Raw genomic sequence first — 21,966 nt, forward strand, 5'->3', positions numbered from 1 at the left:
AAAATCGAGCTTAAAACTGGAATTAGTTTTAAGCTCGATTTTATTAATAAGGGAATGCTTTATTAATCCTGAATTAATCCTATTCCACCTTCAGTCTTCTTCTCTTAATAAATGATAGATCATTCGTTCCCGGTCATCAAAAAATTGCTTCATAATCTTATAATGACTCGTATCTTCCAATGATGAGTCTAGTAAACCTTCTTCTGTTAATTCAATCAGGGAAGAAGAAGGGTATGCCATCAGAATGGGTGAGTGAGTGGCAATAATGAACTGGGAGTCATCATTCACAAGTTCATGTATCCTGGAGAGCATGGATAACTGCCTTAAGGGGGAGAGTGCAGCTTCGGGCTCATCCAGGATGTAAATCCCTTTCCCTCGAAAACGATTCATAAAGGTTGAGAAAAAGGCTTCTCCGTGTGATTGCTCGTGAAGTGATTTCCCTCCAAATGAGTCAATCACTCGTGGCCCTAAAGAGGGCTGCTGATCCATTTCTTCAATATTCGTCGCAACATTGTAAAAGCTTTCTGCTCTCAAGAAAAAACCGTCCTTAGGTCGATCGACACCTCTCACAATTTTCAAGTACTTATTGAGATTCGAATATGAATCATACGTGGAGAATGAAAAGTTCAGCGTACCTCCTTCAGGATTAAAACCAATGGCCATTGCAATGGCCTCAAGAAGAGTTGATTTCCCCATTCCATTTTCCCCCACAATAAATGTAACATTGGGGTGAAGGGAGAGGTCTGTCAGGCTCCGAATACTCGGAATATGAAAAGGATACGAATGAAAGGAAGGAACGTTTTCCCTATGAAGTGACACTTTTCGAATATAAGGCTGAGAAAATAAAGACATTATGTCCCTCCTTTTTATCTATAGGTTAGCATAATTAAACAGAATCCGGGTATAAAAAAATGCCATCACTATTTACGTAATGGCATTCCATTTAATAATCCTATCTTGAAGGTTCGAGAAGAACAACACTTTCTATCGTTGTAGCCAAAAGGCGAATGTCTGTAAACTCTTCAACTTTCATTGAATCCATATATGTGATTTGAAAACAATCCCTGTCCAACTGGTAGGTAACGGTCATAACAGGTGAGTGATCATGACTTGATATCGTATGAACAATCTCACTATCCTTGAATTCCTTAAGAGTCTTGAGCATGGTTACGATATTTTCTAGTGACATATAACATGTCTCCCTTCTACTGCTCGAGGGATTGACTAAATACAGTCTCGTAGACCCAATGAAACTAAATTATAACATATAAACGTATAAATAGAAACGTTTGTTCTGAAAGTGACTGGAAATGAGCTCTTTGTCACAGATATCATACGTATACCCCCTTTCTTGACGTCATATGATGTAAGAAAAAGGGAGGTGGGTGATGAGATGGTAAATCAACTTTCAAGAAGTGACCCCTCCAAATTGAACTATCCAGACGATATGCTGGCCATTATCCGGAATGGATTAAATCCAACTAAGTCTAAAAAAGTGATCATCATTGGAGCAGGAATGAGTGGTTTAGTCGCAGCTTCTCTACTGAAAAATGCCGGGCATGACGTAACGATATTAGAAGGAAATAAACGAATCGGAGGCAGGGTATATACAGTTCGCAAGCCATTCACACCCGGTAATTATTTGGATCTGGGAGCCATGAGGATTCCCGATAACCACAAGTTAGTGTTCGAGTATATCAGAAAATTCAATCTGCCCTATCAAGAATTCATCAATAATTCTCCGAGAGATTTACTATTAGTAAACAATATCCTGACAACAAGAGAACAATACGAAAAAAATCCAGACATTCTACAGTATCCTTTACCAGAAAAAGAAAGGGGAAAAACAGCTTCAGAATTATTCCTTGAAGCAACCAGCCCCTTTATCGAATTATATAGAAACAGTGACTATGAGGAACAGCAAAAATTAATAAAAAAATACTCTGGCTATTCTATGGGACAATTTCTAGCAAATAACCCATACGGTAAATCATTATCCTTTAATGCCATCCGAAAAATCAATGTCATTCTCGGAATAGAAGGATTCCCTGAATTCTCGTTCGTCGACATATTAAAAGACATCATTTTTCCTATATTCAGGAAACAAACAAAATTTTATCAAATAAAGGGAGGAAACGACCACTTACCTTATGGATTTGTCCAAGAGCTTGGGACACATATTCTACTGAATCAAAAAGTGACCCACATTATTCAATCCGATGGCGGTGTAAGCGTTCGGGCAGTAGATTGCGTAGACGGATTGGTTCAGGAATACAATGCCGATTATGTCATAGTAACCATCCCTTTTACTGTCTTCCAGTATATCGATGTCATACCTTATGAATCAATATCCTTCAAAAAGTGGCAGGCGATTCGGGAAGTAACGAATGTTCCATCCGTGAAAATAGGAATCGAATTTCGTCGTCGCTTCTGGGAAGATTTGAATTACGGAAACATCGTGTCAGATCTCCCTACACGCTTTACTTTTATGCCGAGTCACGACAAGGGTAGCAACAAACCGGGGGTCATGTTAGCGAGTTACAGCTGGGGACAGAATGCACTCTTATGGAACAGCAAATCAAAAGAAGAAATCATCAAAGAAGTTTTAGAAGACCTCTTTAAAATATATGGTGAACAGGTGTATACAGAAATGCTGAACTTTGTAGTCTACAACTGGAGTAAAAACCCATTCTCTGCAGGATGTTTTACCCTTTATACCCCTGGTCAGGCAATTGATATCGGGGATTATATCAAGAAACCTGAAGGCAAAATTCATTTTGCCGGAGAGCACACGTCCTCTTTTCATGGTTGGATTGAAGGGGCGATAGAGTCGGCGGTGAGGGCAGCCAATGAAGTGAATAGCAGATAAGGGTTTAATAAGTATGGGTTTGCTCATGCGTTTGTTTGTATAGGAGTTTTTTAATAGAGAATATAAAATCAATAATATTTTATTGGAAAACAATAAATCTCATTATATAATTTAGAAAAACATGGTATCAGAGGTGTGATATGAAACGAGGAACGACGATTTTTCTAAAAGGGGCAGTAATGGCAATAGGAGCGATTGTATTCATACTTTGTGTTGTCTGGTTGCCAACCATGGCAAAGCATTCGGCTGATCTATTTCCGGAATTCGCTTATTTGAAATGGCCGATTCTAATAGGGTTATACTTAACTGTGGTTCCATTTAATTTAGCGCTGTATCAAGCTTTTAAGCTTTTAAAGTTTATTGAAGAGAACGCTTTTTCAGCGAAAGCAATAGTGGCTCTTCACCGAATAAAACTGTATGCCTTACTGATTACTGCCATTTATGTGGCAGGTATGGTGTTTCTACTAATCCAAAATGCTCTTCATCCGGGTATTGCTATGGTTGGGATCATAATCAGCTTTGCGTCTGTCACCATTTCGATTTTCGCAGCAGTCCTTCAAGAATTACTACGAAATGCACTTAAACTAAAATCTGAAAATGACTTCACGGTATGAGGAACTAGGAAATCCGACCGAATCCCGGAAAAAACCTTCTACTCTATCAACCCCCTGCATAAAGTTAACTATTAAATACTTTATATAGGGGTACTGATGATGTCGTATAAGTCTCGAAACAACAATAGCTTAGTCCCACTAGTATTCGTCTCTATGAAGGCCATCATTCGGGTAGTATTGATCGGTATTATCTTCATGTACTTGACCGTATGGTTGATCTCGTCAACAGCCATTAAATTGAGGGTGGATAGTTTACTGTATTCATCGATGTCGGAACTAGTACCGAAGGAAACGTTTCTTATGTTGTTGTCACAGGAAATGACAGGATTGCGAGTTACAAACGAGGCGGAATTAAACAGTGATTTTGATTGGTTGGAAAGCGTCACGAATGTTTCACTTCTTGATCCACGAAGTTTATTTGGACGGGAAATCCCAGGAATCGAAAATTATCATACTCACATAGCCGTTGCGGGGAAAGGGACAGACATTACGAACCTCCCAAATGAATCACCGGCTCCTACAGAAGATCAGTTGAAAGATCAGGAAATCGATCAGAGTCAAATCGATCAGGCAAACAATAACTCGGGAGACGGAGTTCAAGAGATTGATGAAAAATCTGTCTACATCTATCATTCACACAGTTGGGAAGCGTTTAGCCCGCTGATTAAGAATAACGATTCGAAAGATCCAGCGAGTACTAACGAAAAGGTGAACGTCATTGCTGTCGGATCCAAATTAAAACAAGAGCTTGAAGCACGGGGTATTGGAGCGGTTCAGGATAAGACAGATGTAAACAAAGCACTCAAAGACAAGTCATGGACATATTTTGAATCCTATCAGTTATCAAGGGGGCTAGTACAAGAAGCCATCGCCCAAAACGATGACTTAACATACCTGATTGATATCCATCGGGATTCACAGCCACGAAACATCACTACCAAAACCATTAACGGTAAAAACTACGCACGCTTGTTTTTTATCGTAGGGAAAGAAAACAAAAACTTTGAAAAGAACCTTAAGATCGCAAAGGATTTGAATGCTAAACTGGAAGGAAAATATCCTGGCATCAGCCGGGGAGTCTTCATCAAAACAAAAGCTGAAGGTAACGGGGTCTACAATCAGGACCTAACCGAGAGAGCCATGTTGCTTGAGTTTGGTGGAGTGGAAAACAATTTAGTGGAATTGTATAACTCTACAGAAGCTTTTGCAGAGATCTTTGCAGAGTATCACCAGAAGGATGCTGTAGAGGTGAATGCACAATAAGTGACAGAGATAAGACGTATGCCGTGTGGTGGACGTCTTTTTTTTGTTCCCGAGGAGAGAGGTTCCCGTAACGGCCACAATATGAACTAGTTTTCTTCCTCCAACGAAACCCCAAATAAAATAAGGAAGCAGCAATCCACTTCCTTGGATCGCTGCTTTTTTAACTGCTTAATTTCCCACAATTTCTCCAATGAATGGACCCAACATCGCTATGTGGATGGCATTCCTTTTGAAGATATTTGTATTCGTCCTCAAGTTCTTGCAGCGTCAATTCGAATAATTGTTTGTCTCCTTTTTTGAAAATGTTGTGGACAATTAACTTGTTTATTAACTCATTTCTTCGATTATGAATTGCTTCCTGAAGGATTTCCCCCATTTTTGATCACTCCTCTTATTAGTATACGAATAAAGGAAGTGGCTCATTTATTAAAAAGAGCCCTCTTCCTAGTAGTAGATAAGAAGAAGGCTTTATGTATCAAACTTCAACTCATCTTCCAAGCGAAATGCTTGTGGAATTAGCACAGTGTTCTATGATGTAGAATCTGTTGCTGAGGCATCATCGGGCCAGTCCCTATACCTCTCTGGATAAGTGGTTATATAGTTGTCATGGATTTCTTATATTATATATATAAGTATTCATAGTTGTCAACTGGGAATTAAGTGTTCGATAAAGATTATAGGATAGAAGGGGGGATTGAAACCTGGAATATAAATGTGGAACTAACCTTCATTCCTATATTTTTTACCATTTCAGACACAGAATCTTTTTCTTATCAACAAAAAACATGATAATCTGTATACATAAACGCAATTATTGGAGTGAAACGTATGAAGACAGTGGTTGTCGTAGGTGGAGGAATTACGGGATTAACAGCTCTGTACCATCTTCAAAAAATGTCCATGGAACGAGAAATAGATATCGAGTTAATCCTAATCGAGCGAGATCGGCAGCTCGGCGGCAAAATTAGAACCATAAGAGAAGGCGAATTCATTATGGAAGCAGGAGCAGATTCCATCGTAGTTCGAAATGAAGGGGTTCTGTCTTTAGTTGAGGAACTTCAACTTCAAGAGGAACTCGTCTATAATGAAACAGGCACATCATACATATACACAAATGGCGAATTACACAAGATTCCCCAAGACACGATTTTCGGAATTCCCATGTCCGTTGAGTCTCTTAAAAATAGCACTCTGGTGTCAGAGGAAGGGAAGATTGACGCTCTTAAAGACTTTGAAACGGAAAACACGCGATTTACAAAAGAAAGTTCCATCGGTGAATTTCTAGAAGCATTCCTGGGTAAGGAACTTGTTGAGAAGCAGGTAGCTCCAGTACTATCAGGGGTATACTCTGGAAATTTGCATAAGCTCACAATGGCTTCGACACTCCCATACTTACTTGAATATAAAAATGATTACGGCAGTATCATTAAAGGTTTATCTGCAAATAAGCAAAAATTCCAGGGGGCATCCAATAAAAAATTCATCTCGTTTAAAAATGGTTTATCAACCCTCATTGAACGTTTAGAAGAAAAATGTTTCAGTGGGACAATTTTAAAGGGGGTAGAAACAACTAAGCTACACAAGAATGGAGATAAATATGAGCTGACTCTTAATGGCCGTGGTAGAATTCAAGCGGATTATGTGGTATTTGCAACACCTCATGACGTAACCCAGAAGATTCTGACTCATGAAAAACTTGAACCTGATTTTAACAAATTGAAAAACTCATCACTTATTTCGATTTACCTTGGATTTAACATTCCAGATGAGGAACTTCCTGCAGATGGTACAGGCTTTATCGTATCAAATGGCAGAGATGTGAAATGTGATGCATGCACGTGGACGAGTCGGAAGTGGAAGCATACGTCCAATAATCAAAACCTTTTATTGAGACTTTTTTATAAAAGTACAAACCCTCATTACAATGAGTTGAAAGAGTATAGCGAGGCAGAACTTGTGAGGACAGCACTTGAAGATATCAGAAAAAGTGTCGGCATAGACGGAGATCCGGTTTCTGTGGAAGTAACGAACTGGAAAGACCTAATGCCAAACTATCATCTTGAGCACAGTCAGTCCGTGCAATGGTTAAATAAAAATCTTGCAACCGAACTTCCACGTGTGAAGCTGGCAGGTGCTTCATACTTTGGAGTGGGCATTGGCGCGTGTATTCAAAACGGGAAGAAGACCGCAGAATGGATTATAGATGATTTAAAGGAGAAAGTTTGATTACTTTTACTTCATTTTTTAGAAAAGGAGAGATAAAGAATAAAGAAAAAGAGTTTGGAATTTTCCAAGCTCTTTTCCTTTGTGTTTGCACGAGTTATTAAATCATTCGTCATTCTCCATTTTCTTTTTGAAATATTCAATGGTATTCTCTAAACCTGAGTTCAGATCATATTGAGGTTCCCAATTTAGATGGTGTAGAGCTTTCGAATTTGAGAGGTAACTGTGTAAAATGTCTCCTTCCCGTTTCGCTTCGTAGTTTGGCTGTTGCGAAGAGTGGAGTTGGTTTGAAAGTAAGGTGTAGAGTAGGTTGACTGTTGTTTGCGTGTTGGTGCCGATATTGATGACTTGGTCGTCAGCGTTTGTGATGGCAAGAAGGTTTGCCCGGGCTACGTCCTCTACGTAAACAAAGTCCCGAGTCTGGCTTCCATCCCCAAAAATGATTGGTGTTTCATTGTTTAATAGTTGCTCAATAAAAATGCTTATAACTCCGCCTTCACCATCGCATCTTTGCCTCGGTCCGTACACATTGGCGTAGCGCAAAATAGTGTACGGAAGATCATAGAGCTTATTAAATAGTTTGATATAGGTTTCTGATACTAATTTTGAGGTACCGTAGAAGGAAATCGGACTTGTAGAACTCCCTTCATGAATCACCTCATTTGTATAACCATATACTGCACTGGAAGAGGAGAAGATGAATTTTTTTACACCGTATCTGGTGCTGTACTCCAACAACTTTACGGTTCCTAATACATTGACTGCCGCATCTTCTGCAGGATTTTCCAGTGATTTAGCTACGCTCACTTGGGCAGCGAGGTGCATAACGATGTCGGGTTTTTCTTTTTTGAAAATTCTTTCAATTTCATCGGATAATAGATTTTTTCTATATATTTTGACTCCACTTGGCACGTTTTCCTCCCTGCCATTAGAGAAGTTGTCTAGAATAATTGGGGTGTGGCCTTCAGCGAGCAGTAAATCTATGAGTTGTGAGCCGATAAATCCGGCACCGCCTGTAACTAAAATCTTCATGTATAATCGTGGATCAGTTCATTCTCCCTCATGATGAGTCTCCTTTCTTCATAAATATGTTTGATAGATCTGTTCAATTTTTCTAGTCATAACCTGGCTGGTTAAGTGTTGACGAGCATAAGATTCAGCAGCGTTAGCAAACCTATGACGTTCTTCCTTATTTGTTATGAAACGCTTTATCGCATGTGCCAGCTGTTCGACGTTACCAGGTTCACAAAGAATGCCTGTTTCTTCATGTTGAACCATTTCCGGGATACCGCCACATGTGGTGGAGATGACCGCTTGCCTGGAAAACATTGCTTCCATGACGGATAGGGGAAAGTTGTCATTCACAGTTGCTAATACATAGATGTCCGACATCGAAAGAATATGGGGTATATCGTGTCGTTTCCCAAAAAAGATCACGTTATTTAGCTTGAGTTCTTTCGCTTGTTCAATCAGTTTTTCCTTCATGACACCATCTCCGACAATCCATACTTCTACATTAGTCAGGTATTCACGAATCTTGGACAATGCTTCCAAGAGAAATTCATGACCTTTGCGTGGGGACAGTCGGGAGACACACGTCAGGATAATGTTTTCATGATTTTCATGAGGAAGTGATTTGAAATCGATGCCCGTATGAACGGTGACCATCCTTTCATCTTTTGCACCGAAATCCATTAAGTTAGGTCGAAAGGAATCTGAAATCATAACGATTTCAGTACTTGCTTTAATGCCTACTTTCTCAAGTTCAGTAAAGTAAGCTTCTTCGATGGAATCTTTCTGCATTTTATTGAATTTCAAGCGACTTTTCGTAAAGAATCCGTGTGGCGTAAAGAGTAAAGGTTTTTGGTAGGTTCGGTTCAAATGTCCCAAGATGAAGATGGCAAATAGGTCTTGAGCGTGTATGATGTCATATTGCTGGAGATTTTTTCCTTTGAGAAAGAGTTCAAATACATGAAGGAAACTAAGATTTTTGACGATTTTTTCATTAACTTTTCCGTAGCATCTATTCATAAACTTACGGGCTGCAGAGGCAGCTTGGGGAATCCATTCTTCAAGCTGTTCTGAAGTCATGTGGTTAGGCGCTAGTACATCTACACTATGGCCAAGCTCTTCAAATCCGTTTTTTATAGAAGTGATGTAATGAGACAAACCACCTGTATGAGGGTATTGAAAGAATGTAACGTATAAGATTTTCATCGGCTTTGATGAATCACAGCCTTTTGTCTTCTGACCGAATGGTTGGAGAGTGAGAGACTCCTTAAAGTCTCTTTCCACATCATAATACTGATCCATGATGGCAAGAAGAGAGGGGTGAATGTTGAAAGGGGGCATTCGACTCAAGTTTTCTCATCCTTTCGTATCTATTTATAGATTCCCAGTTCACTTCCCCAGGTTGATATTTTTTCTAAATGGTAGGGAAGAAGCTCACCTCCACGGTTGTCAAAGATACGTCTCAGCTGAGTGTGTAATCCTTTTTCGAGGGTTCGTTGAAGGTACGCCATTTTGTATAATTGAATGGGTTTGGTTTTAAACTCGATTCCATATTTCTTCATTTCATTGGTGTATACGTCGACCGCATGAGTACGAATTTCTTCTGCATTGCTTTGCCAATCCTTCCGAAAACCTAGTAAAATTTCTACCAGGACAATCATGTCAAACCATGTTGGGGAATATTTGGCTGATTCCCAATCGATGAATTGAATCGCCCATGGTTCATTTTTGCTGACATCTTTAGAACAGATATTCTGCATATGGAGATCTCCATGAGTAATGGAGGAGCCGCTTGCCAATAGTTCCGGAAAGAAGTCAGGACCTTTACTGTATAAGTTTTTTAGTGATTTATAATGTGGTTTGATGATGTCCTTCAATTGTTTATCCTTCTTGGCATTGTCTAGAAAAGTCATTGTATTTGATATGAATTTTTCCCGGTCGCTTTTCATTTTTACCGAGTTGTAAATGGGAAACCAATTTTGAAAAGTGTTTTTTTCTTTCATGAAATTTTCTTCGTACGTGTTGGCGTGAAGTTTAGCAAGGGTTGGGATAATATAATCAAAATGCTTGGGTGTAAAGGTCAGCTGTCCACGAATTTGCCGAACGAACTCCATGAACACCCATGTATCACTTCCATGTTTCTCGATTAAGTAGATTTCAGGAAGAAATTCTTTTAAAAATGGGTAAGCATGACTGTAGACATTAATCTCGACTTCATTTTTGTATTTGGTAGAATGGTAGATTTTAAAAATGATAGGGAAGGTGTCTGTGTGTGTTTGTAGCTGAAGCTTATAAATGCTGCTTCTTTTTGTTGATTTAAGGTTTTGAATTGATGTAGCCTGGATAGTCACTTTATTCCCAAGGGACGTAGAGAGTTTTTCTTCTATTCGGTGTTTATGAAGCATAGAATTCAGTTCTTGTGGTGTATACATATTCAATCACTCCTTCGTTTTCTTTTCCACGCATTCCGCAGGTGAGATATGGTACTCCTGATAAATGGCATAGGGTCATCAGAGGCAAGAAGAGCGAATACCTTTTTTCCTCTGAGCCCATAAAAGAAGTCTTTTAAGCTCATTTCCCCATTTTTTCTTTTTTCAAGGAAGGTAAGGAAGTAACGTACAAGGTAAATCCATTGAACCCCGTCAATTTGCTGCAGTTTTGGAGATGGGCATTGACCTGTAAGATACAGGTAATATTGAAGGGCGAAATCAACTCCTGAGTGACCGGTTAAACTATGGGTCAGCCAGAACCTGGGATTGATTTCAATGAGCTTATATTGCCCATCCCGTGGATCTTTTTTATATTCGATCATACTTACTCCTTTTAGTCCCAACTCTTTCAATAGCGGAACACCCACATCAACCAGATCAGGTATTCGTTTGCTCACGATATGTGCTCCCGTTCCGAATTCTGCAGGAAATTGGTGGTTTTTTTGGAGAGTGAAAAGGGCAAGTAATTCCATATCCTCATCGAAAAATGTGGCCACTTTATAGAAGCATTGGTTGTCTCCGGGAATGATTTCCTGAATAATAAGCTCACCGAACTTGCGATAAATAGGATAGATTCTCTTTAATTGGATGGCGTCTTGAATATGAATGGCTTTCTTATTTACATGTTTTCTGAATTCATGTCCGAACACAGGCTTTAAAATACATGGGAATTCTAATTGAGTAATCGCTTCATCAAGTTGCTCTAAATTTTCCACAAAAAAGGTTTTGGCTGTTGGGACATTATATTCCAATGCTAATTCATAGGTCTTCTTTTTATCTAATAAATCCATAATTAAAGAGTGATCAGGATATAAAAACAGGTAGTACTCGGATAATTCGTTCCTATATTTTGAGATGAAGACAACATAATCATCTGCACCTGCGTAGAGCACAGGCTTCTTATCAAGATTCATCGCTATTCCTTTTAAAAAAGACAGCAGCTCTGCTTCTTGGTTTAAGGGGCTTGGACATACCCCACATGTTGCAAGTCTTGATTTTCCCTTTGAATAGGGACCTTCTGTATCAAATGCATATACATCAATGCCTTTTCGGGAAAGGGCATGAATGATGCCAACTCCATTAGCGCTTAAATCAAGGACAACAGCTGGATGTGATGACAACATTATTCATCCCCCGAAACTATTAGATTTTGGTAAACCCCTTCAATCTTGTTAACCATGGCTTCCCGAGTGAGATGATTTTTGGCATATTGATACGCATTGCCGCCCAGTTTCTTTCTCAATGCTTCATTTCCGATCAAGTGTTTGAGTTGAGTTGCTAACTGGCTGACATTGCCTGGCTCAACAATGATTCCGGTTTCATTATGATGAACGATTTCCGTAATACCACCGCAATTAGTTGTCAGGATCGCTGCACCGCTATGCATGGCTTCAATAATGGAAATGGGAAGGTTGTCATTGACGGTTGGAAGAACAAATATATCTGTTTTGCTTAGTATGGCAGGGACATCATCGCGCTTACCTAAGAATCGAACGTTTGATAGTCTTAACGATTTGACTTGAGCTTCAAGCGCTTCACGCATTTCCCCATCCCCGACAATTTGCACTTCAACCTGGTTACCGGTTCCATTCATTCGAGAAAGGGCATTAAATAAGTCCGAATGTCCCTTTCTAGGTCCAAGTCTTGCGATGCATGAAATCACAATTTTCCCACTCGTTTTACCGCGATCAATGGTTTTAAAATCAATCCCTGTATTAACGGTTGTTTGATTTACAGATTTCGCTCCAAGTGAACTTAATGGATCACGGAAAGAGTCACTTAAAATGACCATATGAGTCGCGTATTCAATCGCTTTTTTCTCAATCTCTTTATAATACACTTCTTCTACTGACCCTTTTTCAATTCGGTTAAATTTGACCCTGCTAAAGGTGAACATGCCATGTGGGGTGAAAAGAAGAGGTTTACCTAAATCTTCATTGAATCTCCCTAATATATTGGCTGTGAATAAATCCTGAGCATGAAGTATATCGTATTTTTCCAGTTTTACAGATTTCATCATCTGTTCATAGATGTAGAGCAAACGACTACTTTGTATAATTTTGCTTGTGTATGATCCGTATCGTTGCTCAAAGAAAGTCTTTAATTCAGGAACGATCACCTCACGCAGCTTTTCTACATTCACTTGTGAAAACTGATTCGGAGCAATGACATCCACTTTGTGACCTAAAGACCTCAAGCCCTCTCGTAGAGTGGTAATGTAATTGGAAAGACCACCCGTATGAGGATAGTCCCAAAAAGTCGCTATCAGAATGGATAATTTCTTACTGCCAGATTTACTTTTCATCTTTTTAGTCTTTGATTTCTTTTTGCGTTCTTTTTTTCGTTTAGAATCTTTACCCTTATCCTTTATTTTTGCCGTTATGGGTTTTGACTTAACTCCATAATATTTATCGAGTGCAGAAACAAGATAAGGATAAGGAAAAAATAGTTCTTTCATTTCCAGACCCTCCTTATAACTTCAAATGCTTCAGCATAAGGTACCCCAACCGTCATGCCTCGGACACTTGCTAAATGTTTTACTCCCTCATAGGAACGTGGATGTGGAAACTCCCGCATTTCCACTTCGTAATGTTTTAAGGAAGCAATTTTTTGAAAAATCACCGATGAAATGTCTACATAATAATTCGGTTTAAATTGCTTATCGTTTGTCTGAATATTCCATTCGCTTGAGGATACCGTTTCAAATGTAATCAATTCAATCGGATGTCTATTTGGTAGAGGACGAACTGCTGTTAATACGGCTTGAAACGTAATTTGGTGATCGATATTCAAATCGCCGTAATGATGGGTAAAAATCTTAGTAGGCTGATAGATATCAATTAATTTTTCAATTTCCTTAGTAAATAGATGTAGAGGCATCATTTCTAATTCCAGATTCGGATGCTCCAGAAAAATAACTTCTTTAATCCCAATCTCTTTGTTTGCTTTCCGGGCAAGCTGTTGAATGTGATGGGCCTCTTCCTTTCTTCCGTTTGCTGTAATGATCGAGACGACTCTATTCCCTTGATCCACTAACCTCTTTAGCGTACCAGCTGTCCCAAGTAGTTCATCATCTGGATGTGCTGCTATGACCAATACAGTTTCTTTCATTCCCTTCACCCCATTTTAATCTCTATTACATTACTATATGTATCCTTCTATATTGTCGAAACAGACACTAGCACAGGGCTAATGTCTGTTTCTTATTTATTTTTTTTCGTTTGACCAATACTAATTCCACCGCTGATAATTTGTAACCGGACATATCCATCACCATCAATCCATATGAAGAAATCAGGTCCGGCTGTTAAGAATGTTCCTTGCTGATCAAGTAGTTTACTTCCCGCATATACATTGATTTTGTCACCAAGTGTGAAATATTTATTCAAAATCGTGGTATGGAAGTCGTCTTTATCCTTGGTGAGAAGAGAAGGTGAGGCTGGCTTACTAACTTTTTTAATAGTTTTCTGGTGGAATGGTTGTAATTTTGATTCTTTAAATGGGCTGTTGTTGTGTAAGATATCGAAATCCTGCTCTTTAGTACTTTTCACTTCGTCTTTTACGATATTATTATATTTGTAATTACTGTATTTGACCTGTTTATTAGTGCGATTTAGTTTGTATTTCACTTCATTCCCCGGTGACTTGGAGCTTAAGATATCAGATTGAACTTTTTTAATAGATGGAGTAGATTTTGTTTCGTTTTTTTTCACTCTCATAGGAGAAACGTCTGTTGGCTTGACGTCCTTTTTCACTTCTATGACTGATGAAGCAGAGTGTAAGATATCAAAGTGAAATTCTGTAGTAGGAGTAGGGGAATTTGATTCATCTCCTGCCGATTCTATAGCTGAGTGATCTACACGTTTGACTTTATTATTTCCTTCTTTAGCTGGTAGGCTCGAGTTTAAGATGTTGAAATTGATTTCATCAGCATTTTTCTTATTTCCATCAATGATTTTTTTAGTACTTAAATCAGTCCGATTTAGTTTGTATTTCAATTCTTTACCCGGTGGACTCGAGCTAATGATCTCAAAATTGAATTCGGAAGCATACTTCTTATTTTCATTAACGATTTTCTTAGCCCTCACGCAAGAGCGAATTAGTTTGTATTTCACATCTTTCGCTGAAGGAATCGTGCTTGGGATGTTGGATTCAGTAGTAGATTTTAAATTTATATCTTCGTTTATGGATATATTCGATTGGTTATCCAATATATCCATGGTTAATGATGATTGGTTAGAAATATCTTTATCAACTTCATCTTCCTTTAAGCGGGTATAGAGCTGGTCATCTTTTTTATCTTCCAAAGGGTCTTCATGTAAAACTGCTTTCGAATTTTCTTCTTCTTTCAAAATGATGTCACGAATACCATCTTCAATTGACGAGCCGGCTGAGTAAGTTTGTGTTGTAACATCTGATCCTAATAAGTGGGAGGGACGCATAGATTTCATTTCTTGTTGCTTAAGGTCATGTTGTTTCTCCTCATGAGAAGCCTTATCGTTGACTGGTTCATTATCTTGCCTTTTTATATAGGTTTTTTGCTCATTTTGATGATTACCTTTTCTAGTCTCTTTTCTTAGTATTTTCTCCTGCTCATCTTTACTTTCGTCATGGTCACATTGGCTGTTCGATGGATTATTTTTTTGTACATGTTGTATGGTTGGTGCGCTTGTTTGATATTTTGATTGGGGGATACTGTTGTTGGGATCGATATAGTTGAATCTTTCGAATGGTCGCACCTCTCGGGATAGTAAGCGGGGACATTTGCCACGTCTTTTACGGTGTTTTGGTTTAGAAACTCGAGAAAGTACTATGCTTGGTTGATCTTCAGTTGTTAGAGTGATGTCGAAAGAAGGTCGCTCAGTCGATTGATGGTGAGTATTAGTTTCGTTCAAGCTGCTCATCATACTGTGAATGACTTGAGATACATGAGTTTGATCAAGAAAAGGGGCATCTTGCAGCTGTTCTACAGGAGAAGTAACAGATTCTTTTTTTGGTTTTTGGTAGCTCACAAAGATGGATTGATTGTGACAAGGGACCATAAAGTCATCGTAATAACAGGAGGAAAAGATCCTTGGCAATATATATTCATTAATAAAAAGATAACAATTGGGCATGTGCTTCACTCCACGTCTCTGTATCTATTAATAACCTATTCAAAAGCCCGGATAGAGTGAGCGGAATTTGGGATAATACCATAAAAATAGGCTATACATTCCTTTTTCCCATACATATATTGATTATGAATTGTAGACAAAATGTAAAGGAGTGGAAAACCTATGGTAGAAGAGTATGATGATTACACGAGAAGATATTCAGATCATCATGACGATGAAGAGCATTGTGAGGGAGATCCTGATGAGCAAGATGAGTTGTGCTTAGGAGACGCCGGTAAGCAAGAAAAATCAGGCAATCAAGATATTCCCGAAACAGATGTGAACTGTGCACACAATCATGAAAAGGATTGTTCGAATCAGGATTTTGACGACCTCCCCTGTAAATCAGTAGAAGGGGTGTTGAATTCAATGTTCCAGCTTGGAGATCATCTTGAAGTTTTCTTTGAGGATGAAATGATTGACAGCGGAGGAACATTTGTGGCAGCGTTCGACAACATTCTCATTTGGATGGATAATGATGCAAATGTCAATTTCACAGATTTATGCGGTCCGATCAGTGTAAGGAAAATTGGCAGCAAGAGAAAGAAAAACCAGAAACACAAGGACAAAAATAATTCTAAATATAAACGTGATAACCAAAATGATAAGAAGAAAAAAGATAAAGGGGAAAAGAAAGAAAAAAGTTCAAGGAAAAAGGATGTAAAGAATGAACATTCCGACGTTAATGAAAAACTGCTGAACTTCGTAAAGCTTGAAAATGAAGAACATGAGACTGAGGGAAGTTCCCAGGAGAATCTAATTCTTCAACAAGTACACGAGGACAATGAAACAACTGAAAATGAGAGTTTCACTGTAGAAATTCTTGATTCTTCTGGTGGTGAAGGAGTAGACTCCATACCCGGTTCATTTGATGAAAAAGAAAAGGTAATCAATTTGATCGTTGAAGATTCCTCTAACGATTCAGAAGAGGAAGAGGAGTACACTCAGCAATTGGAAACAGATGAAGATCAATCTGAGGAAAAAGAGCCGGACCCAGGCATTGAAGAAATAAGTTTCGAAATCAAAAGTGACTCACATGAGGTGTTAAAGGAAGAACTAGACATCAAAACACCGGAGGAGAGCCTTGCCTCTTCACTAATAGATGATGAAGGCATTGATGTAGTTGAAGAGTCCGAAAACCAGGAGGAAACATTCATTATGGAGGAAAGCTCTCCAGAAGATGACTCGGATCATACACCTATCAACTAACTGCTTGAGATAAGGAATAATTAATCTAGTAAATGACTAAATCGAAATATTTTTATGAAATCTAGTTATCTGCCTTTACGCATTTAACGGTTCAGCATAAAAATAGAGTAAACACCGAAAGGAGGAAACATAATGTCAAATTTGTTCAAAGATGGAAGTATGGCTGATTTTCTTAATAAAATTTTATCTCTAGGTGATAAAATCGAGGTCCTATCTGGTGACGAAGAAATCGAAGAGGGTTCATATGTTTACGCAAGCGATAACTTCGTTGTATGGGCTGATGATGACGGCCATATGAACACGTCTAACTTAAATAATGTTACCGTTCGTAAAGTTTAGTTAACATTATTTAGAAACAAAAAGTGACTGGAGGCAATCCAGTCATTTTTTTATGGAGAAAAAATGAAAATGATAGGTAATAGCCCTATCAAATTTCATATTTTTTAATATAAATATATAGACTGTTGAATCATAAAAGAGAAAGGAGGAGGCATTATGGGATTTTCCGATAAACTTAATAAAGTACTCAAGCTTGGTGACAAAATCGAGGTTATTTCGGGGGCAGAAAAAATAGACTGCGACGGGACATTTATTAAAGCTGAAGATCACTATTTAGTATGGTCTAATGGTGATGGTGACGTTTTATTCACTCACTTGGACAGGGTAACGGTGAAAAAAGTATAATCATTTTTATTAATAAATTCTAGGGATAGTACTTTATATCGGAGTACTATCCTTTTTTTGATTTCAGGGCTTGTCCTAAAACCTTTAATAAAACATTCTTTCCTTATTGATTACAGGAAAGAACGTTCTTGTTTCTATGATATTTTAGTGAGGAACTTCATCATGTATGGAACTACTTATGCTTCTTCCAAGCATCATGGAGCTCAGGATTTAAATTCTTTACATTTTCCAAGAACTCTCCTGTTAAACCGAATTTTTTCATTCCTTTTAACAACTTCGTTGGAACAGGTGAGTCGGATGTAAATGCTCGCTTGTGATCAATCACTTTGAATTCACCATTTTCATCCATTAACATATGGCGAACCTCCGTATCCCACCGAGAAAAGCCTAATCGTTTAAATTCTTCTAAGACGAATAAAATTTTTTTAGTCATTTCTTCGTCAATATGGCCGTATCGTTTCATATGACGGGCAAGGGATATTCCTTGAACAAACTCCATGACAATGTAATTGTCACCAAATTCATAAAGACGAGGCATAATGGACGAAGTCTGCCCTATTTTCATCGCTTCTAGTTCCCGTTGATGTGTTTCTTCCTTAAAGAAGTACTTAACAACTTTGTCCTCTGCTACCTTGTAGATTTCCCCATCTTTCCCATCACCAATCATTTCTAAGGCTTCCAGGTCTTTCTTTGAGATTTTCCCGTTAAAAAAGTTCTCCAATGATCATCACTCCTTTACATGGTAGGCTTTCACTATTTCTATATTGTATGGAAATAGATTCAGTTTTGTAACCGAGCAATATGCTGAAATTTCATAGAACTTGGTTTGAAATAATGCTTTCTTAGCAAAGTGTGTTGTTTTGTAACATTAGATCCAGGGGTTCAGTCAATCAGTGTGCGCTTGAAATGTGAACTGCGTAATTTATGAATTTAAGAAGGAATTATGAGTTGTAACAACAGGGCCAACAGCAAAATGAGTTAAAAGAAGCGGGATGAAAAGGAGGAGAAAAAACGGCAAGAACCAATGACAAAAAGTTCTATCAAGAAATTGGACCAAAGGGCAGCAGCAATTCCGGTAACTCCAATAACTCAAAGAATAACTAACGATAACTAAAAAGTAAGGTGTTGAAATTATGCTATTCACTTTCTCTATTAAAGAACAATAAAGCCGAAGGAATGAACTATACTCTTTGGTATTGATATTTCAAAACCCGGTTTATCATCATATAGCCTGCAGCTTTCTTAACAAAGGCTACCATATAATAGTATTCTTCCAATACTATAGACTATTGTTTAATTATAGAAGCACAGGATGTTTGTCTACACGTACTATTCATATTTTACATAAACTATAGTAATTCTGTTTAGTTATTCATCATTTGATTAATAGGATTAAAATATTGATATATGAAAAGTAGGTGAGTAAATTGGGATCTAAAAGAGGTCATGATAAGAAAGACAAGCATAAGAAATCCAAGAAAGACGAATATGATGACAAGCATAATGAGTGTAAGAAAAAAAGCGAGAAAATCAAAAAACGCGGAAAGCGAGTACCTCAAAAAGAGTTAGAACCCCAAGATGTCCAAGTATTTCAAAGCGAACAAGGGCTTCAAGGGGAACAAGGGCCTCAAGGTGAACAAGGGCCTCAAGGCGAACAAGGGCCTCGAGGCGAACAAGGGCTTCAAGGTGAACAAGGGCCTCAAGGTGAACAAGGGCCTCAAGGAGAACAAGGGCTTCAAGGCGAACAAGGGCTTCAAGGCGAACAAGGGCCTCAAGGCGAACAAGGGCCTCAAGGGGAACAAGGGCCTCGAGGCGAACAAGGGCTTCAAGGTGAACAAGGGCTTCAAGGGGAACAAGGGCCTCAAGGGGAACAAGGGCTTCAAGGGGAACAAGGGCCTCAAGGGGAACAAGGGCTTCAAGGGGAACAAGGGCTTCAAGGGGAACAAGGGCCTCAAGGGGAACAAGGGCTTCAAGGCGAACAAGGGCTTCAAGGTGAACAAGGGCCTCAAGGCGAACAAGGGCTTCAAGGGGTACAAGGGCCTCAAGGCGAACAAGGGCCTCAAGGGGAACAAGGGCCTCAAGGTGAACAAGGGTTTCGAGGCGAACAAGGGCCTCAAGGTGAACAAGGGCCTCAAGGCGAACAAGGGCTTCAAGGGGAACAAGGGCTTCAAGGCGAACAAGGGCTTCAAGGGGTACAAGGACCTCAAGGCGAACAAGGGCCTCAAGGTGAACAAGGGCTTCAAGGGGAACAAGGGCTTCAAGGCGAACAAGGGCCTCAAGGTGAACAAGGGCTTCAAGGTGAACAAGGACCTCGAGGTGAACAAGGGCTTCAAGGCGAACAAGGGCTTCAAGGAGAACAAGGGCCTCAAGGTGAACAAGGGCTTCAAGGTGAACAAGGACCTCGAGGTGAACAAGGGCCTCAAGGTGAACAAGGGCTTCAAGGTGAACAAGGACCTCGAGGGGAATGCACATGCAATAGTAAGTACTGTAATGTGTATAGAATTGGCGGAGATCTCATAATACCTGACCAACCTGTTTCTTTTAACCATACTGGCATCAGTACTGCTGGGGACTTTATTCATTTGGGAACCTCGATAATCGTAGTAAACGAAGGAGACTACAAAATAAACTATAACATTGTATTTACTAGTGGTAAAACAGGATTTAGTAGAGGAGGAGCGTACGCATTATTCTTGAATGGTTCAATTGTAACATCCAGCAGGTATGGTAACCAACTAGGCATCTTTACAAGTGCTCCTGTGACCCTGGATTCCATTTTTCAAGTTAATGGAGAAGCGATTGTTACTATACCAGCAGGAGGAAAAGTAGAACTTAGAAATATTGGGCATACGGCAGATAACCTCATTGGTAATGTGGATAATACTCCAACTAATAGTGCCGGATTAACAATGTTAAAGCTAAATTAATAAAAGGAAATAACTATCTAGAGGGCGCAGACCGGATATGTGGAGGTCTGCGCTTTTTTTATACTGTTCCTATTATTTTCAATTCTTGATTTACCTTACACAATAATGGATTGTTAATATATTGACTGAGTGATGATCTTTCACTGCAATTGATACTTAAAGCATAAATTAGAGATTGATAATAATGAGGACAATGTACAATAAATATTTTAAAGGGGGGAGAGATTCAATAGCAAGAGTACCAAGGGTTGTCCAAACGTTGTAAATAACTACATAATGCATTTAATAAATAGTTGCCAAATACGATAGAAGGCTTGTATTACACGGTTCCATCTAGTTGGATGCGAATGTGAATAATTTCATTGATATTGACTTTATCGCGGTTACCAGCCGCCGAATGACATCTAAAGATACTGAGAGTTTAAATCTATTATATAAAGTATTAGCGTTGACATATCCTAAGTCGGAAATGGATGGAGTCTATATCATTCAAAAAGAGAGAGGAAAACTTAGCAAAAGCGCACAGCCGAATATCGCAAAAATGCTTATTACAATAAATATGAACGGCTCTAACGCATAGTTCACTCCTTGTTGGATAATACTTGAATTAAATATATTAAGCGATTCACAGTTGCAAACCTAAAGCAGCATCTTGACATACTTATTCCATATACAAAATAGGATGAACATACAATGAAATTAGAAAGCAAAACAAAAACTAAACAATTCCATAATGGCAAATTCATTCAGCTATCACTTGACCGTGGGAGCTGCGATATAATGAACAATCTTTATGAAATAAAAATAGTAGAAAATAGAAAACCTGTTATAACAAGAGAAACTCATCCAATCCCATGATTTGGACTTCATTGTTGACGACGACTTCGAAGATATATATAATCACGAACTCACGATTAATTGTATAATAATTTCTTTGTGTTTTAAAAATATGAAACAGACGTTTAATAATCGAATTGGACTCAGATATATGTATAAGAGAGAAGAGACTTTCTTATTTTATTGTAAGTGCTACGTTGTATAGTAATTCAAACTAATATGTGTTACCATTACTTCTTACAGCAAACAAAGGACGTGACCATTCATGATAAAAATTGAAATCCCACATGCGGATATTTCCATAACGGAACGTAAACAACCTAGAGATTCAGAAGAACCGAAGATCAAAAGTATCCAAGGGTTTATCGATCTTCACGAAATCCCAAGAGACAAGGGTGGCATCATCTTGTTTTACAACATCAACGACGAACTTCTCTTCGTTGGGAAAGCACGAAAACTAAGACAAAGAGTCAAGAAACATCTTGAAGATACCGTATCACCACTACGTAACCACAGAGGCGAAATCTACCGAATCGATGTGGCTATTGTAGAAGATGCTATGGATCGTGACATTTACGAAACATATATTATCAATAAGCTCCAAGCGAAATATAACATAGATAAAGTTTTCTATAAATAATATTAAAAAGGAACCATTGTCACAAAATAGACGCTGGTTCCTTT

Annotated in this window: 23 protein-coding genes and 1 riboswitch; of the genes, 12 read left to right on the forward strand and 11 right to left on the reverse strand. The window is 38.6% G+C overall.

Features of this window, described 5'->3' with window-relative positions:
- Window positions 1-90: 90 nt before the first annotated feature.
- Entirely contained in the window at window positions 91-852 is a 762-nt protein-coding gene (locus tag ACYH0O_RS11680; protein WP_482632358.1) for an AAA family ATPase, read from the reverse strand.
- Between the two features lie 100 nt (window positions 853-952).
- Window positions 953-1,189 (reverse strand): hypothetical protein, encoded by a 237-nt coding sequence (locus tag ACYH0O_RS11685; RefSeq protein WP_149155742.1) that lies wholly within the window; start codon window positions 1,187-1,189, stop codon window positions 953-955.
- A gap of 204 nt (window positions 1,190-1,393) precedes the next feature.
- Here ACYH0O_RS11685 and ACYH0O_RS11690 point away from each other — a divergent pair, with 204 nt between their 5' ends.
- From ACYH0O_RS11690 to spoIIP, 3 genes are all read left to right on the forward strand, one after another.
- Window positions 1,394-2,869 (forward strand): flavin monoamine oxidase family protein, encoded by a 1,476-nt coding sequence (locus ACYH0O_RS11690; RefSeq protein ID WP_482632359.1) that lies wholly within the window; start codon window positions 1,394-1,396, stop codon window positions 2,867-2,869.
- 140 nt (window positions 2,870-3,009) lie between these two features.
- Window positions 3,010-3,483, forward strand: coding sequence for a DUF2975 domain-containing protein (locus tag ACYH0O_RS11695; RefSeq protein WP_426891444.1), 474 nt, complete (start codon window positions 3,010-3,012; stop codon window positions 3,481-3,483).
- A 96-nt stretch (window positions 3,484-3,579) separates the two neighbouring features.
- On the forward strand, window positions 3,580-4,746 hold the full coding sequence (gene spoIIP, locus ACYH0O_RS11700; RefSeq protein ID WP_482632360.1) for a stage II sporulation protein P: 1,167 nt from the start codon (window positions 3,580-3,582) through the stop codon (window positions 4,744-4,746).
- A 160-nt stretch (window positions 4,747-4,906) separates the two neighbouring features.
- Here the strand turns inward: spoIIP and ACYH0O_RS11705 are convergent, their stop codons facing one another.
- Window positions 4,907-5,122, reverse strand: a complete 216-nt coding sequence (locus ACYH0O_RS11705; RefSeq protein WP_149155745.1) for a Fur-regulated basic protein FbpA — start codon at window positions 5,120-5,122, stop codon at window positions 4,907-4,909.
- A gap of 108 nt (window positions 5,123-5,230) precedes the next feature.
- Window positions 5,231-5,338: riboswitch (SAM riboswitch) on the reverse strand.
- A gap of 236 nt (window positions 5,339-5,574) precedes the next feature.
- Between ACYH0O_RS11705 and ACYH0O_RS11710 the strand changes: the two genes are divergently transcribed.
- Window positions 5,575-6,972 (forward strand): protoporphyrinogen oxidase, encoded by a 1,398-nt coding sequence (locus tag ACYH0O_RS11710; protein WP_482632361.1) that lies wholly within the window; start codon window positions 5,575-5,577, stop codon window positions 6,970-6,972.
- 102 nt (window positions 6,973-7,074) lie between these two features.
- Here the strand turns inward: ACYH0O_RS11710 and ACYH0O_RS11715 are convergent, their stop codons facing one another.
- The 7 genes from ACYH0O_RS11715 to ACYH0O_RS11745 all read right to left on the reverse strand — a co-directional run bounded on the left by ACYH0O_RS11715 (window position 7,075) and on the right by ACYH0O_RS11745 (window position 15,586).
- Window positions 7,075-8,001 carry an NAD-dependent epimerase/dehydratase family protein gene (locus tag ACYH0O_RS11715; RefSeq protein WP_482632362.1) on the reverse strand — a complete coding sequence of 309 codons (927 nt, stop codon included), beginning with the start codon at window positions 7,999-8,001 and terminating at the stop codon, window positions 7,075-7,077.
- 48 nt (window positions 8,002-8,049) lie between these two features.
- Window positions 8,050-9,321 carry a glycosyltransferase family 4 protein gene (locus tag ACYH0O_RS11720; protein ID WP_482632550.1) on the reverse strand — a complete coding sequence of 424 codons (1,272 nt, stop codon included), beginning with the start codon at window positions 9,319-9,321 and terminating at the stop codon, window positions 8,050-8,052.
- 29 nt (window positions 9,322-9,350) lie between these two features.
- The gene (locus tag ACYH0O_RS11725; RefSeq protein WP_482632363.1) at window positions 9,351-10,412 is read right to left on the reverse strand and encodes a phosphotransferase; all 1,062 of its coding nucleotides are present in this window, start codon (window positions 10,410-10,412) and stop codon (window positions 9,351-9,353) included.
- Window positions 10,413-10,414: 2 nt separating this feature from the next.
- Window positions 10,415-11,593 carry a carboxylate--amine ligase gene (locus ACYH0O_RS11730; protein WP_149155749.1) on the reverse strand — a complete coding sequence of 393 codons (1,179 nt, stop codon included), beginning with the start codon at window positions 11,591-11,593 and terminating at the stop codon, window positions 10,415-10,417.
- The gene (locus ACYH0O_RS11735) at window positions 11,593-12,927 is read right to left on the reverse strand and encodes a glycosyltransferase family 4 protein (RefSeq protein WP_482632364.1); all 1,335 of its coding nucleotides are present in this window, start codon (window positions 12,925-12,927) and stop codon (window positions 11,593-11,595) included. The genes ACYH0O_RS11730 and ACYH0O_RS11735 overlap by 1 nt, the downstream gene beginning before the upstream one ends.
- Window positions 12,924-13,580 carry a PIG-L deacetylase family protein gene (locus ACYH0O_RS11740; protein WP_149155751.1) on the reverse strand — a complete coding sequence of 219 codons (657 nt, stop codon included), beginning with the start codon at window positions 13,578-13,580 and terminating at the stop codon, window positions 12,924-12,926. The genes ACYH0O_RS11735 and ACYH0O_RS11740 overlap by 4 nt, the downstream gene beginning before the upstream one ends.
- Window positions 13,581-13,672: 92 nt before the next feature.
- Window positions 13,673-15,586 carry a hypothetical protein gene (locus ACYH0O_RS11745; RefSeq protein WP_482632365.1) on the reverse strand — a complete coding sequence of 638 codons (1,914 nt, stop codon included), beginning with the start codon at window positions 15,584-15,586 and terminating at the stop codon, window positions 13,673-13,675.
- A gap of 162 nt (window positions 15,587-15,748) precedes the next feature.
- On the opposite strand from ACYH0O_RS11745, the gene ACYH0O_RS11750 reads away from it, so the two are divergent.
- The 3 genes from ACYH0O_RS11750 (at window position 15,749) to ACYH0O_RS11760 (ending at window position 17,518) form a co-directional block, all read left to right on the forward strand.
- On the forward strand, window positions 15,749-16,834 hold the full coding sequence (locus tag ACYH0O_RS11750) for a hypothetical protein (RefSeq protein ID WP_482632366.1): 1,086 nt from the start codon (window positions 15,749-15,751) through the stop codon (window positions 16,832-16,834).
- A gap of 132 nt (window positions 16,835-16,966) precedes the next feature.
- Complete coding sequence (locus tag ACYH0O_RS11755) at window positions 16,967-17,173, forward strand: hypothetical protein (RefSeq protein ID WP_149155754.1); 207 nt, start codon at window positions 16,967-16,969, stop codon at window positions 17,171-17,173.
- Between the two features lie 156 nt (window positions 17,174-17,329).
- On the forward strand, window positions 17,330-17,518 hold the full coding sequence (locus ACYH0O_RS11760) for a hypothetical protein (protein WP_149155755.1): 189 nt from the start codon (window positions 17,330-17,332) through the stop codon (window positions 17,516-17,518).
- A 172-nt stretch (window positions 17,519-17,690) separates the two neighbouring features.
- Here ACYH0O_RS11760 and ACYH0O_RS11765 read toward each other — a convergent pair whose 3' ends face one another.
- Window positions 17,691-18,239 carry a kinase gene (locus tag ACYH0O_RS11765; RefSeq protein ID WP_482632367.1) on the reverse strand — a complete coding sequence of 183 codons (549 nt, stop codon included), beginning with the start codon at window positions 18,237-18,239 and terminating at the stop codon, window positions 17,691-17,693.
- Between the two features lie 857 nt (window positions 18,240-19,096).
- On the opposite strand from ACYH0O_RS11765, the gene ACYH0O_RS11770 reads away from it, so the two are divergent.
- The 5 genes from ACYH0O_RS11770 (at window position 19,097) to ACYH0O_RS11790 (ending at window position 21,922) form a co-directional block, all read left to right on the forward strand.
- Window positions 19,097-20,038, forward strand: coding sequence for a hypothetical protein (locus ACYH0O_RS11770; RefSeq protein WP_482632368.1), 942 nt, complete (start codon window positions 19,097-19,099; stop codon window positions 20,036-20,038).
- 62 nt (window positions 20,039-20,100) lie between these two features.
- On the forward strand, window positions 20,101-20,445 hold the full coding sequence (locus ACYH0O_RS11775) for a hypothetical protein (RefSeq protein ID WP_426891435.1): 345 nt from the start codon (window positions 20,101-20,103) through the stop codon (window positions 20,443-20,445).
- Between the two features lie 349 nt (window positions 20,446-20,794).
- Entirely contained in the window at window positions 20,795-21,025 is a 231-nt protein-coding gene (locus ACYH0O_RS11780; protein ID WP_482632369.1) for a hypothetical protein, read from the forward strand.
- Window positions 21,026-21,138: 113 nt separating this feature from the next.
- The gene (locus ACYH0O_RS11785; RefSeq protein WP_482632370.1) at window positions 21,139-21,303 is read left to right on the forward strand and encodes a hypothetical protein; all 165 of its coding nucleotides are present in this window, start codon (window positions 21,139-21,141) and stop codon (window positions 21,301-21,303) included.
- Between the two features lie 244 nt (window positions 21,304-21,547).
- Entirely contained in the window at window positions 21,548-21,922 is a 375-nt protein-coding gene (locus ACYH0O_RS11790) for a nucleotide excision repair endonuclease (protein WP_482632371.1), read from the forward strand.
- Window positions 21,923-21,966: the final 44 nt, after the last annotated feature.

The organism is Rossellomorea sp. H136, assembly GCF_056838065.1.